Genomic DNA, 13,591 nt, shown 5'->3' with positions numbered 1-13,591 from the left:
TATACTGAATTTAAATAGCGCTAGGCACTTGCTTTAAATGACATGAATTATCTCACTTGATTTGCAAGGCGGACAGGCTCTTAAAAGGTGAACAGCAAGGTTTCACTGACTAATCAGTTAATCCTGTCGGCATACTTTTACTGAGATTGAGTTATTACAGCTAAACATGTGAAGCTAACAGTGCTTAAAGCGAAATGGATTGATTAACTATGTGATAAAGGGAGGCCACAATGGCTGATTTCACCACTGAGCAAATCCGTAATTTGGCTGTAATGGGTCACACCAACGCAGGCAAATCTTCTTTACTCGAAGCATTACTGTTTAGCGCCAATGCAATAACCTTAAAAGGCAGGGTCGACAAGGGCACAAATCATGCCGATTTCACTGCCCAAGAAAAAGCCCACCACCACAGCCTAGAACCTTCCTTTCTTAATTTTGACTTCCAAAACCACCATTTAAACGTTATTGATACTCCAGGTTTACCTGATTTTATTGGCAGAGCATTATTGCCTCTTTCTGCCGTTGAATCGGTATTATTGGTGGTCAATGCCAGCACTGGGATTGAATCGGTAACCAAAAGAGCCTTTGAAGCAGCCCGAGCGCAGGGCAAAGCAGTGATCATTGCCATTAACCACTTAGATGGCAACGAAGCTTTAGTTGCTGAATTGCTGACTGATATCCAGCAGCAATTTGGTCATCGCTGCTTACCCGTTAATCTCCCCAATGAAATGGCTAATGATGTGGTGGATTGTTATCTGCATTGCGATCTAAAAGCGAAAACCTTATTCAGCGATGTGGAAACTGCCCGTGATGAACTCATTGATACCGTGCTTGAAGAAGATGAGCGGTTAATGGAGCTGTATTTAGAGCAAGGTGATTCATTAACCCCAGAGCAATTGCATGCGCCGCTAGAAGCCGCATTGCGAATGGGTCATTTAGTACCAGTATGTTTTACCAGTGCAGAACAAGACATTGGTATTAGCTCGTTACTGGAAATGCTGACTAAGTTGATGCCAAGCCCTCTTGAAGCTAATCCGCCGCAATTTATCAAAGGCTTTACTGAAAATGCCACCCCTATTGATGTTAGCCAAAAAGCTGATGACCATGTATTAGCCCATATCTTTAGAGTGTCAATCGATCCATTTTTAGGCCGCATGGGCGTTTTTCGTTTATACCAAGGCACCATAGAAGTGGGCATGAAACTGTTTATCGGTCATAGCCGTAAACCCTTTAAAGTGACTAACATTCTTAAGTTACAAGGGGACCAGCATAGTAACGTCAATCAGGCTATCCCGGGTGATATCTGCGCCATTGCTAAAATTGATGAGTTAGAAGTTGGCGCTGTGCTGCATGACAGCCATGATGAAGATGAATTTCATTTACCTGAGCTGGTATTGCCGCAACCTATTTTTGGCTTGGCCGTGTCTGCAAAGCGCCGCGGTGATGAACAAAAAATATCGGAAGTGCTACATAAGTTAGTGGCAGAAGACCCAAGCTTACAGATTGCCCGTAATGAGGCAGAAGGACAAACTGTGCTGCAAGGCCAAGGTGATTTACATCTGCAAATTGCATTAGAAAAAGCGCAAACGCTGTTTAATGTTGATATGGACACTGACACTCCAGCCATTGCTTATCGTGAAACCATAATGGGTGAGGCGAGCTTTAGATATCGTCATAAAAAGCAATCCGGTGGCTCTGGCCAATTTGGAGAAGTCGAGCTTAAAGTTGAGCCCCTTGAGCGTGGTCAAGGTTTTGAGTTTGTCAGCAAAGTGGTCGGGGGCTCGGTACCCACTCAATATATTCCCGCGGTTGAAAAGGGAATTAAAGAAGCTATGACAGCTGGTGAGCTTGGTGGGTTTCCGATGCAAGACATCAAAGTTACTGTATTAGATGGCAAACATCACAGTGTGGACTCTAAAGAGATTGCCTTTGTGATGGCGGGTAAAAAAGCCTTTATGGAAGCCGTTAAACTTGCTCAGCCAGTGGTTTTAGAGCCTATCGTTGAAATGAATATTTGTGTTGCTCAGCAACATGTGGGCGATATCACCGCCGATATCAGTAGCGAGCGAGGTATGGTGTGCGGCACACAAGCCGATAGCTCTGGCATGGTTACAGTTGAAGTCGAAGTGCCCTTGGCTAATGTCAGTGACTATTCTACTAGACTAAAATCGATGACGGGTGGTGACGGTCAGTTCTCGATGAGCTTTAGTCGCTATGACGTACAACCTCAGCAAGCGGCAAAGACCACCGCGATGGCTTAATCGCCAAGGGTTCACCATGAGTAGTTAATCGTTGCCAACGGCAATAAACGGGTCTTAATCGCAAGCTAATAGGATTAAAACGGCAGGGGCTGTAATGTTCCAGCCGTTTTTATTTATTTGGCGTATTACACAGACTATAAATTCAGTTAGAAACAAGCGACAATGGCTTTTTGTTTTACTATTGAGTTGATTTTGAATTCTGACACCAAGATAAATCTATTTTTCTGTCCGCTTACCACGGCAGTATTGGATCAAGAAACCACCTCATTGGTGTCATCTTGGTTGCCTGCAGATGAAACCCAAAAAGTGAATCGCTATATTCAACAATCAGCCCGTGAAAAAGGCTTAATGGTTAGAGGTTACTTGCGGGCTTTGTTGTCGCGTTTTGCCGATATAAAGCCCAATGAATGGGTATTTGAATATGGCGAAAAAGGCAAACCGCGTTTAACTGATCTGCAATTTCAGCAAACGGGTTTAGGTTTCAACATCAGTCACAGTGGTGACTGGTTATTGGTGGCTATTTATCAAACTAATGCCCCAATGCAAGCGTTTGAGCTGGGGGCGGATATTGAGCGTCACCGTGACAGTACCAATATTCATTCGATATTAAATCATTACTTTTCTGAACCAGAAGCGGCAGCTTTATTAGCTTTACCAAAAGCGGAACATCGAGAGCGGTTCTTTGATTTATGGACTTTAAAAGAGTCCTACATTAAGGCCAAAGGTTTGGGATTGGCATTATCGCTGAAATCCTTTGGGTTTGATTTTGAAATGGCTGAAAAAAGCGAGCTTAAGCTGAATAAAGGCGCTGTCATACCTTTACAATTCAATGTCTCTTTGCGGCTGATAAATGATGACAAAGAGCGCTTTGAGATTGAAAACCAATGGCATTGTAGTTTAGGTAAGCTTAATGAGAGCTATCGGTTTGCCATTAGCTTTTATAGTGGATGTGTTGCGAACGAGCCTGAATATAACGCTGAAGTAATAGATTGGGCTGAGCTTATTATTGATTCTCATTAAGTTGCCTTAAAGGCATGCCTAAATTGATCGTTAGCTAAGTCGGTTTACCTGCAGATCAAAAAAGGCACTAAAAAGTGCCTTTTAAGTTGTAATATCATTTTTGAAATTACTGTCTCGCTAAACGATGTGTCTCAGGCGGCTGCTCAAAATCACTTCTAAATGGATTAATATCTAAACCTCCACGGCGAGTATAACGGGCATAAACCGTTAATTTAGAACATTGGCAATAGCGTTTTAAGTCAGTAAAAATACGCTCAACACATTGCTCGTGAAATTCATTGTGTTGACGGAATGAAATCAAATAACGCAGTAACTTCTCTCGATCGATTTTAGGACCTTGGTAGCGGATCATCACGCTACCCCAATCAGGCTGAGAGGTAATTAAACAATTCGACTTTAGCAAGTTGGATGTAAGTGTCTCAGCAACATGTTTCTCTTCAGTGCTGTCTTCAAGGTACTCAGGTTTAAATTGATAATCATCAACTTCAATATCAAGTTCATCAATACAGTTACCCGGTAACTCGACAATGCGCTGGGTATTAAAATGTTTTGGCTCGATGATTTTTACCGTGACCTCGCCATTGGCACAGCGGCTAAGATCTTGTTGTAAAGTTTGTTGTACTAGTTCAACACTGTCAAAGCGGGTTTGATTAAAGCTATTTAAATAAAGCTTAAATGACTTCGATTCAATTAAGTTATCACTTTCGATGGCAAGGTAAACTTCAATGATGGCTACCATAGGCTTGCCTTTGGCATTAAGCCAAGATAGTTCATAGCCAGTCCAAATATCAGCACCTTGAAAAGGTAACTCAGCCGTTAATGCAATGGCATCTCTATTTAGCTTACGAGGAACCACTTGCAGCAATGATGCATCATATTCAGCTTGATATTGCGTCGCTTGACCTAAAGTTAAACCTTTAAGTGCTTCAGCATCACTATAGGGATCGTGATTGTGTGTCATCTAGTGTGTTTCCGTGTCAAAATAGGCCTTTATTATAATACCAATTTATATAATTAGGTAATCACTGTACGTGACAAATACACCAATCTATTTGGTCACAAACAATATTGGAGCATCTTAAGTGTCTTGTTCAACATCATTGGATCAATTTTCTAACCGTTATATTCAAGCTTACCAAGATACCTTAGGGGAATTACCGCGATTTTACCCAATGGGTCAAGGGTCTAGTTGTATTGAGGGCCAGTATGATCTTGAATCTGATGAAGCGGTATTTTGGCAGACTGTTAAGCGTAAAAGCACCGCAGACTTTAGTAATGTCGAACATGCTTTAGAGCTTAAGCTGCATGATGATATCAATGATTTTTACGGCCACTTCTTTTCAGCATCACTGTATTTTGATTCAAACTGGGGTGAAGGCGAATTACTGCAAGTTTGGAATCAGCAAGACTTTGAATCTTTGCAGCAAAATATCATTGGCCACTTGATGATGAAGAAAAAACTCAAACAAGCACCAACCTGGTTTATCGGTGTATTGGGTGATGGCGATAACATGCTAACGGTTGATAATGAAGATGGCAGTGTGTGGATTGAAGTGCCAGGCAATAAGCCCCATGAAAAGCTTGCTGATAGCCTAGCTGGGTTTATCGATAGCCTAACGCCAAGAGTCACACCAGCAATTGAACCTGTAGAAGAAGATCATGGCCATGTGCCACATCCGGGGATTTGGCAGCGAATGAAAATGATGTGGAATGATTTACTAAAGCGAAAATCATAAACTGACTTCATAGAAATGATTTGATAATAAAAAAACCTGACTTATTAAGTCATAAAGTCAGGCTTTTTATGTGTAAAAAACTAATTTTTACTAATTTAGTACTATTACATTCGATAAACCAAATTAATATTAATGCTATCGGCTGTAACGTTGGTACTTGGTAAGCCAAAGTTATCATCAACTATTCTCAACCACTCAACTTGGAGCTCTAGTGGTGAACCATTGTTGATTCCCATACCTACACCAAATTGAAAGCTGCTTTCATTTTCAGATATACTATCAATAGAGCCTTTTATTGTTCCATAACCAACTAACCCATAGACATTAAAGTGCTGATGAACGGGTAATATTCCTTTGGCTAATAAGCTAATATTACTTTCTATTTCAAGATCTATTCCTGCTATTTCATCTTCCGATACACTGCCATACCCACGAAACTCAACAGCAAAATTTTGTATAAATTGATAACCAATAACCGCCCCTAGCAGAGAGTTATTTATAGACGTTGAACCTAAATCCGTAACACTAATATCGGTATCAACATAAGAATAACCTAGGCCTAAATAGCCGTAATTATCATATATAGCTCTATTTTCATCAGCGTGGGCTAAACTCAATTGGGAACAGGCCAATGTAATGATTAGTAATTTATAAATATTATATAGTTTCATTTTATCATCCTTGGAAATCATCTAATAAACACATTTAGTTTGGTTTAGTTTTTGAATAATTCAAGTATTTAGAATTAAATATTAGTAATCATCACATTTTTAATTAAGCTTGATAAATGTGTAAGCTTTTCTAAAGTATTTTATACAAAGAATGCAGGCTTACTTAAGGTTAATTGGCAAAGGGAAGATAGAAAGTTTTGATTTGTCCCTGCTTTCGCAGCGGAACTAGGTAACATTGTCATCTACCCAACTAAAAAGAGTGCCATTCTCTTTTGGTAATAACATTATTACTGATGATCCCATGAGATATTCGACACAATTCTGCATGGCTCACATCTGAAGTGAAACATATCCAATAATGGCTCATCCAATAACCACTGTTTCGATCCACAGCGTGGACAGGCTCGTTCTTTTTCAGACTGTAAACTTTCACCACCAACGCGATAAAGATAATAGTAAGTCGGAATTTTGGTAATAAATTCAATTCTGCCGCGGATATCCCAGCCTCGTCTAAATAAATCACTTTTATGACTGGTCAGTTCTTCTAATGCTGCAAATTCAGCTTTGGTTGCCGCCGCCATTTGCAGTTCATCACAAGCTTGCCACTCTGTTTGCCAGCGAATAACTCGCTTATGGTCGCCATTAAAGCTGGCTGGAATTTGATATAGCGGAATAGGGAGAAGGTTGTCGCCACTTCTTAATGGTGAGCACATATGTACATAGCTGGTGTAAAGCACCTGCCAGCTGGGAGTGTCGATATTACTTTGCTCTGAATTGATATCTTGACCGATAAACTTTTCACGTGGCGCCAATAACTTTGCTTCAGTTAGCATAGTTAATGCTTGTTTGACCCATGGGCTGTTGTTACGGGCTGATAAACTGTTTTTTTCAGGTATTAATAGCCTGACTTTAAACTCACCTTCATTAAATGCGACAGCAAATTCTCTTCCTAATACTTGGCCATTGGCTCTGAGTGCTTCTAGAAAGTTATTAATGGCTTTTTCTGCCGCGGTGATAGTGGTATCGGCGAAACATTCAAATCTGAGTTCAGTGACAAACATGGTTTTCCGTTTTTAGCTGGTTAAATGTATTGAGGATGTGGTGCTTAACTTTCTAATTGTACAATTCGTTTTTCAAGTGCTGCTATCTTTAGGGCAAATTCACTTTCGACAGCGTCAAATTTAGCCTGCCATTTTTGTTCTAGCGCCGTTAATGGGTCTTGAGCCGTTTCAGTATTAGCTGGCTGTATCATGGCTGCTAAATCGGGTAAGTCTTGCCATTGCTCTTTGGGGGTGGCTTTAAATTGCTGCAACCCCTGAATAAGGGTTGGCATGGCTATCCGCGTACCTAATTTACCTTTTATTAACGCTAATGTTGGCGTATGACCTGCTACAGCAATGGATTTTGCCGCCGCAAGGACTTGTTCAATTGGACTCATAATTAGTGAAAATCCTTAAATATTGGTAGTGAAATTACTCAAAAAGTGAGACTTGGTTTTAAATGATGAATAAAATCAAGGGTTTAACTTTTGGCACACTTTTAGCTTAATCAGTATTGAGAACAGTATAACTTACTCTGAAAAACAGTTTCAGTAGAAATTACATTAGAACCATTTGAAAGGGACGTATTATGAAAGCAAAATTGGGTGCAGCATTAATTATGGCTATAGCAGCGACTTCACTAACTGGTTGCGTATTGAATGTGGGCGATCACGAAGGTAAGCGTAGTGATTCATATTGGCAAAAACAACAACAAACTAATCGTAATAACTTAGCGAAACTTTCAATCGGAATGGCAAAAGATCAAGTCACCATTTTGATGGGAACGGCTGATTTTAGTGAGGCTTATGTGACGCAAGCAGATGCACAAAGTCCAAAGCAAGAGGTTCAGGTGTTTTTCTATCGCACTCAGTGGAGCAAAGGTGACGGTAAAACCACTAAAAGTGAATGTACTCCGGTTGTGATAAGTGACAATAAATTAGTGGGTTGGGGTGAAACTGCTTACCAAAACATTTAATTTCTTAATAAAACGTCCAGTTGGTCTACTAATTCAGACCACTGGCCGTCTTGATTTAAGGCTTCTTCAATAAAGTGTCTTTGTGATTCAGACCAAAAACCAGCCTGTGTAATAGTGCTATTTTTGGCCAGTTTATGTTGTTCGATAAACTGATTAATGCTTTCTTCAGATGAATCTAAACCTAATTGCTGAAATAGGTGTTCAAATGTTGTCGTTGTCGTATCCATGAGCTTTCACCATGTATGAATGATATTACTTTACTAAGATTAGGTGACCCTATTTAAATTGCAATATGTTTCAAAGTTGTTAAGTTGAGACTATCAACTGGATTAGTTAAGAGTGACATCATGGAAAACAACACTTTGACCCCGAAAACTCAAGCGTCGCCGTCTTCGGATGAACAAACTAACGATCAACCTAGAGCGGTTTATTTGACTGCGGAAGATCTAAGAGTTGCGGCATCGATAATTTATAATGCCTATCATGATGATCCATTCTTTATTGAAGCCCTAGCCACCACTAATCAAGCCAATTACGAACAAAAACTGCGAGCGGCAATCAGAGAAGAGCTCACTGAGTTATGGCAGCAGGAGCAACCATTAATTGGTTGGTTCGAAGGCAAACGACTAATCGGTGTCGCCTGTGTGATCACCCATCAAGTGCCGCTTGGTGAAAGTCGTTACTGGCATTGGCGTTTAAAAATGGTGTTAGGTACTGGTTGGAGTTCCACCCAAGCGTTTATCAAAAAAGAACATACCATCTTAGAAAGTTTACCGAGTAAACAATACGGAATTTTACAATTTATCGCTTTAGCCCCTAATGAGCAAAGAAAGGGTAATGGAGCAAAATTAATCCAAGCGGTGTTGAGCTGGTGTGATGAACAGTTAGAACTCGATGGCGTAGGGGTGTTTGTTAACAATGATAAACATGCAGAACTTTTTATTGGTGAAGGATTTAGCCAGCTGTCAGAACAAACTATTGGTTCTGTTGATGGTGAAATTCTCATTTATCAAAGTAAATAGGAGTGATGAATGGCTGATAAACAGTATCAAGACTTTGAGTCATTTTATCCTTTTTATTTATCACAACATCAAAATACCATCTGTCGGCGTTTGCACTATGTCGGTTCGGGCCTGATAGTGTTATTGCTTTTAGCTACTTTAGTTAGCCAACAATGGTGGCAACTGTTATTTATCCCCGTCATTGGTTATGGCTTTGCGTGGATTGGGCACTTTGTATTTGAAAAAAATAAACCCGCCACTTTTGAGTACCCACTATATAGTTTGTTGGGGGACTGGGTGATGTTTGCACAGATGTTAAAAAGACTATTCGTCTCAAAGTCATAAACAAGGCAAGTTTCACTTTGGCGTGTAAGACTTATCTCACATAGCCTGTAAGTTATCTAATTTCTTTGTGTGTACATTGTCTGCGCAAATTATATCTTTTACTAAAAAAAACAATAACTTACACAGTTTTGTTTTGTTTTGTCAATATCCGCTCTGTGTCAGATGTTAAATGGACCGTTTTCTTATTAATAAATTTAGCTAAAATAATTTCATCAAGTCGCAACATAAATAGAACAGGATGTTTTGTTTAATATTGCACTTATAATGAATAGTCATATTGTAAAGCCAACAACCTTTGGTCGTTAATGTCTCAGGATGAGATGACAATTAAAGGAAGGGCGCTGGTTATTCATTGAGATATTTATATGAGAAAACCTCTTATTAGCTATCTCAAAATATGAATTCAGGACGAAGTCAGGACACGCTCAAGGAAAGGGCATAAGCTCAGTTATGGATAACTGAAACTAGGATGAACCCTCATCAGGATGATGACGGATTGCAGGATGCAGCATACCAGGATGGTAATCTAGGAGTAAAACTGTCAGTCAAAGGGATAGACTGTTCAATGGATTGAAAACTCAAGTATTCAGCAACTGGCAAGAATACAAGGAAATTGAGTAACAGGGAATAAAGGGAGCAGGGAGCAAATAATCGCATGGATGGAGCAGGGAAGCACAATTTAGCCGGATAAGCTAACAGAGCGTAAAATAGGCGCAATCTTAATTTATTAGGATTGCGCTTTTTACATTTCAGAAATACAAATGTTAAATATGTGAATTTTTTTGCAGTGGTTAATTTCCCTAATAGCCAGAGTGTTTGTGCGATATATCTCACAAGGGGTGTAAGCCTTATCGCATTTGAAACGCGCCTTAAATTAGGTTTATTTTAAAGTTGTTGTTTTTATTGATTTTAATTTGACGCCTGCTGGTTTAGTGGTGTTACTACTTTGTAATTACGCTGTAATGTGAATACTTATGACTTACCTGTTGAACCATATGAACTATAATAGATACCAAGAAAGCAAATATGCACAGGAAGTGCTTAAGTTGTATCAATAGGATTATAAGTAAAGTATTTTCTGCTCTACAGTGACTTTCAAATCAAGGTAAAATGTACGCTATGGACAGTGGCATGATTAAAAGGTTAGTGACAAGGAGTTAACTAATACCCCATCACTGCAGTTTATGGATATAAGCGACTTTATTAGATTGAAGGACATCAATTAAGGGATTTACGCCATAAGGGATTTATGGTGATTGCATTGGATGCAATAACTTGATTAAAGGATGTCATGGAAGAACCCCAAGGATGAATTAAGGACACGCTTAAGGATTTGAGCAGGCTCGGTCAATGGATAATCGAGTAAGATGGAAAGTACTTAAGTGTACAAGGAATATCAAGGATTGAATAAGGATAGCGCTCGGAGCAAGTTAGACGCATGGATGGTGCAGGGAGCACAACAATAGCTGGATGGCTTAACAAAAGCACAAGAGACCGCGGCAATGATTTGTCGCGGTCTTTCTTTTGGCTAGCGTTTAATAAATAACGATTTTCCAGTAAAAAATGGTTTATGCAGTATGGCTTACCTATTGAGTCGTTAAGCCAATAAATTACTTACACTTTCCGGAGTTGCAGCTAGATGCGCCGCCACAACCACCAAACTTACCTTTTGCCATCGGCGCATCCATCCATTCTGGCTCTGGGAAAATAGGCCAATTTATTTTTTCTATTTTTTTACCATGCATTTGGATATGCGCGCGATATTGGTTCATGCCATCGGTGCTAAATTCAAACAAAAATTTAGCACGCCAACAAAGGCCAGTAGTACCACCCAGGCTAGGTCTTGCTGACTCCATTGCGATAGCAAGGAGTTGTACTTTTTGCTTGCCGCAGGCGCTTTCAGCATACTTACGGCTAATTTCTGCCATTTGTCGTAATTGCCAAAAGAATGCGCCCACAACCACGACTGCTACGATTAAAATAAAATCTGACATCATTGGCTTAGTGCCTTAAATAAACCGCCAATAGCCGCTGATAGTTTCTCACTTCGTTCGGTATTTCTTAGTTCAAGCAACAGCGGCTGGCGTAAACTCGGTATAGACACGATATCAGCAAATACTTGGTTAAAGAAGATTTGTGGCTGATTTGCTAAGACTTCTAGATAAAGTTTGCGAGTTTGGTCATCTTTTAATGCAATCCAGTTTCTGGCAGCAATGGTGATCAATAAGTTTTCATCAAGTTGTTGGTAATTAACCAATTGCTTAATGGCTTTTTGAGTTAACTCAGCTTGTGAAGCAAGGGCTCTAAGATAGATATGCTTATGCTCAACAGGCGCTTGAGATAACTTATCAAACAAGGTTTGTGCAAGCACTGCATCAATGGTCACATGTTCTAAGCATTGGCAAATAGCTGCTTGAACTTCAACTGGGGCAAATTCAAAAGCGGCATTAATTTCTGCAGCGTGGTTATGTTGATCTAGGCGCACACAGATGTCGGCAATGCCTTGAAGCCCTAATTGCTGCCACGAGTCATCCACTTTCTTTGGACTTGCTATCAGCGCAGCAAAGTAGCTAGCGGCAAATTGATATTGCGCTGATGGTTGCTGGCTTAATTGACGTTTTACTAAGGCATTAAATAGCGCTAGCTTTTCCTGGCTAGGCTTGAAGCTAAAAGGGTGATTAGCATAGCGCTCTTGTTCTTCATCACTTAATGCTTTGGTTGGATCTTGCCCTAGAGCTTCGAGGATCATTTTGATGAATTGACTGCGCTGAGCTGGAGACAACAAGCCTTGCTCATCCAGTGGCAGCTTTAAAAACCAAATAAAAGGTGGCTGTGCTTCGCGCCAAAACACGATGGCAAATTGTGCATGACCTTGAGTTGGAAAAGGGTAAGGGGTTTTTAATGCTTCAATTTGATTAAACAACATCATATCGATGTTTTCGACTCTGCGGCCTAAATCATAAACCTGAAATTGAGTATTAGCGGTGTCTAAAAATTCACTTAGGGTTTCGAGTTGTGTCATGGTGTTTTTATATAGCGATTAACTTGTGCGTATTATAGGGTTAACTGCCTCCTGATGATATAATTAGTCGCACAAACAATCGTGTTATTTCAAACTTGTGTGAGCGATAAATCACAGTTATGCCGTATATTAAAACAGAGCAATACTTAATTCAGATAGAACAAAACCTTAAAGATGCAAACCTTTGGTCATCGACTAAACCTTCTGCTCAAGCGCTTGCGAGCAGTTCTCCTTTTGCCTGCGATACCATGGGGTTTGAGCAATGGTTGCAGTTTATTTTTATCCCTAAGATGCAACAGCTTATTTGTATGAAGCAGGCTTTACCTACTAAAATAGCCTTAGCCCCTATGGCGGCACATGTGTGGAGTCAGCGTGATGATCTTAATCCTTTGATACGTTTATTGGCTGAGTTAGACACCTTTTTAAGTGAGCAATAACATGATAGATGATGAATATTTCGATGACCAAGAAGATGCAGCGAGCCTTCAAGCTGAAACGCTAGCAGCGGAGGGGCTTGAAGATGAAACACCGCCTGAGTTAGAAATTCTTTTTGAAGATGAGCATCTGGTGGTTATTCATAAGCCGGCTGGTTTGTTGGTGCACCGCAGTTACCTTGCAAGAAAGGAGCGCTTTTTTGCGATGCAACTGACTCGAGACCTAGTGGGCTGCCATGTGTTTCCGGTGCACAGATTAGATAGACCCACATCAGGAGTGTTAGTTTTTGCCAAAAGCAGTGAAGTCGCCAGAGCGCTTTGTGAGCAGTTTGAACATCATCAAGTGACGAAAGAATATATCGCTTTGGTTCGAGGCAATATGCATGAGGCAGGCCGTTTAGATTACGCTTTAAAAGTAGAACTAGATGATGTTGCCGACAAAAAGGCCAATAAAGATAAGCCCGCACAAGAAGCGGTAACTGATTATAAGCCGTTAATGAATGCAGAGATCCCATACAGTTCTGGGCGTTATCCCAGTAGCCGCTTTTGCTTAATTAACCTTACACCGCAAACGGGCCGTAAACATCAACTGAGACGACATATGGCGCATTTACGTCATCCTATTATTGGTGATACCACCCATGGTGATGGTAAGCAGAATAAGTTTTTTAGATCGCACTTTGAGATAAATCGTTTATGGCTTATCGCTAAGTCAATTCGTTTTACTCATCCTGTGACCTTAGAGAAAATGCATATAGAAACAGAATTGGAGCAAGAATGGCTGAGGATATTTGAGCAGTTTGGCTGGGATGATGCGCTTGATTGCTCAGCACCTATGGATATTGCTTAGTAGGCTATAAAAAATTCTTACGTAAAAACTATCACGTAATAATAAGTTACGTAAGAATCTTAAAGATAAATCCAAGTACTTGGTAAGTGCGCTTATTAAGTACTTTGTTTTAAAGGGGTTTTATTGTGTTTTAACAATAATGCCTTCAACTTCTCGAACTCATCAATTTTTGCAAGTGGCTCGCTAGTATCTTGTTGTTCACATCTAAAGTAAAAGTTTCGCCTAATATGGGCGG

15 protein-coding genes are annotated in these 13,591 nt (G+C 40.1%); 8 read left to right on the top strand and 7 right to left on the bottom strand.

Annotation, left to right across the window (positions count from 1 at the left end; translation table 11 throughout):
* Positions 1-230 precede the first annotated feature (230 nt).
* Together fusA and Q4546_RS07460 are read left to right on the top strand one after the other, a co-directional pair.
* Positions 231-2,261 carry an elongation factor G gene (gene fusA / locus Q4546_RS07465; protein WP_102475708.1) on the top strand — a complete coding sequence of 677 codons (2,031 nt, stop codon included), beginning with the start codon at positions 231-233 and terminating at the stop codon, positions 2,259-2,261.
* A gap of 348 nt (positions 2,262-2,609) precedes the next feature.
* A complete protein-coding gene (locus tag Q4546_RS07460; protein ID WP_368506618.1) occupies positions 2,610-3,281 on the top strand; it encodes a 4'-phosphopantetheinyl transferase superfamily protein in 672 nt (223 codons plus the stop codon).
* Positions 3,282-3,387: 106 nt separating this feature from the next.
* On the opposite strand, the gene queF is transcribed toward Q4546_RS07460, so the two are convergent.
* On the bottom strand, positions 3,388-4,242 hold the full coding sequence (queF, locus tag Q4546_RS07455; protein WP_303446002.1) for an NADPH-dependent 7-cyano-7-deazaguanine reductase QueF: 855 nt from the start codon (positions 4,240-4,242) through the stop codon (positions 3,388-3,390).
* A gap of 121 nt (positions 4,243-4,363) precedes the next feature.
* Between queF and syd the strand changes: the two genes are divergently transcribed.
* A complete protein-coding gene (gene syd, locus Q4546_RS07450) occupies positions 4,364-5,017 on the top strand; it encodes a SecY-interacting protein (protein ID WP_303446001.1) in 654 nt (217 codons plus the stop codon).
* A gap of 104 nt (positions 5,018-5,121) precedes the next feature.
* Here syd and Q4546_RS07445 read toward each other — a convergent pair whose 3' ends face one another.
* The 3 genes from Q4546_RS07445 to Q4546_RS07435 all read right to left on the bottom strand — a co-directional run bounded on the left by Q4546_RS07445 (position 5,122) and on the right by Q4546_RS07435 (position 7,126).
* Complete coding sequence (locus tag Q4546_RS07445; RefSeq protein ID WP_303446000.1) at positions 5,122-5,688, bottom strand: outer membrane beta-barrel protein; 567 nt, start codon at positions 5,686-5,688, stop codon at positions 5,122-5,124.
* A gap of 287 nt (positions 5,689-5,975) precedes the next feature.
* Positions 5,976-6,749, bottom strand: coding sequence for a Zn-ribbon-containing protein (locus Q4546_RS07440; RefSeq protein WP_102475705.1), 774 nt, complete (start codon positions 6,747-6,749; stop codon positions 5,976-5,978).
* 44 nt (positions 6,750-6,793) lie between these two features.
* Entirely contained in the window at positions 6,794-7,126 is a 333-nt protein-coding gene (locus Q4546_RS07435; RefSeq protein WP_303445999.1) for a hypothetical protein, read from the bottom strand.
* A 191-nt stretch (positions 7,127-7,317) separates the two neighbouring features.
* Here Q4546_RS07435 and Q4546_RS07430 point away from each other — a divergent pair, with 191 nt between their 5' ends.
* Entirely contained in the window at positions 7,318-7,704 is a 387-nt protein-coding gene (locus Q4546_RS07430; protein WP_102520707.1) for a DUF3192 domain-containing protein, read from the top strand.
* On the opposite strand, the gene Q4546_RS07425 is transcribed toward Q4546_RS07430, so the two are convergent.
* Positions 7,701-7,931, bottom strand: a complete 231-nt coding sequence (locus tag Q4546_RS07425) for a DUF2789 domain-containing protein (RefSeq protein ID WP_102520706.1) — start codon at positions 7,929-7,931, stop codon at positions 7,701-7,703. The genes Q4546_RS07430 and Q4546_RS07425 overlap by 4 nt on opposite strands.
* A 120-nt stretch (positions 7,932-8,051) precedes the next feature.
* Here Q4546_RS07425 and Q4546_RS07420 point away from each other — a divergent pair, with 120 nt between their 5' ends.
* Positions 8,052-8,726 carry a GNAT family N-acetyltransferase gene (locus tag Q4546_RS07420; RefSeq protein ID WP_303445998.1) on the top strand — a complete coding sequence of 225 codons (675 nt, stop codon included), beginning with the start codon at positions 8,052-8,054 and terminating at the stop codon, positions 8,724-8,726.
* Between the two features lie 9 nt (positions 8,727-8,735).
* The gene (locus Q4546_RS07415; protein ID WP_303445997.1) at positions 8,736-9,050 is read left to right on the top strand and encodes a DUF962 domain-containing protein; all 315 of its coding nucleotides are present in this window, start codon (positions 8,736-8,738) and stop codon (positions 9,048-9,050) included.
* A 1,610-nt stretch (positions 9,051-10,660) separates the two neighbouring features.
* On the opposite strand, the gene Q4546_RS07410 is transcribed toward Q4546_RS07415, so the two are convergent.
* A complete protein-coding gene (locus Q4546_RS07410; RefSeq protein WP_102437520.1) occupies positions 10,661-11,047 on the bottom strand; it encodes a DUF3301 domain-containing protein in 387 nt (128 codons plus the stop codon).
* A complete protein-coding gene (locus tag Q4546_RS07405; protein WP_102437518.1) occupies positions 11,044-12,072 on the bottom strand; it encodes a DUF3549 family protein in 1,029 nt (342 codons plus the stop codon). The genes Q4546_RS07410 and Q4546_RS07405 overlap by 4 nt, the downstream gene beginning before the upstream one ends.
* Before the next feature lie 119 nt (positions 12,073-12,191).
* Here Q4546_RS07405 and Q4546_RS07400 point away from each other — a divergent pair, with 119 nt between their 5' ends.
* Together Q4546_RS07400 and truC are read left to right on the top strand one after the other, a co-directional pair.
* Entirely contained in the window at positions 12,192-12,509 is a 318-nt protein-coding gene (locus Q4546_RS07400; protein WP_303445996.1) for a YqcC family protein, read from the top strand.
* Between the two features lies 1 nt (position 12,510).
* Positions 12,511-13,356 carry a tRNA pseudouridine(65) synthase TruC gene (gene truC, locus Q4546_RS07395; RefSeq protein ID WP_102437514.1) on the top strand — a complete coding sequence of 282 codons (846 nt, stop codon included), beginning with the start codon at positions 12,511-12,513 and terminating at the stop codon, positions 13,354-13,356.
* The last annotated feature ends 235 nt before the right edge of the window (positions 13,357-13,591 follow it).

The organism is Shewanella sp. 4_MG-2023, assembly GCF_030548015.1.
Taxonomy (GTDB): Bacteria; Pseudomonadota; Gammaproteobacteria; order Enterobacterales; family Shewanellaceae; genus Shewanella.
The sequence above is the reverse complement of the archived record's forward strand: the minus strand, read 5'-3'. Positions and strand labels throughout refer to the sequence as shown.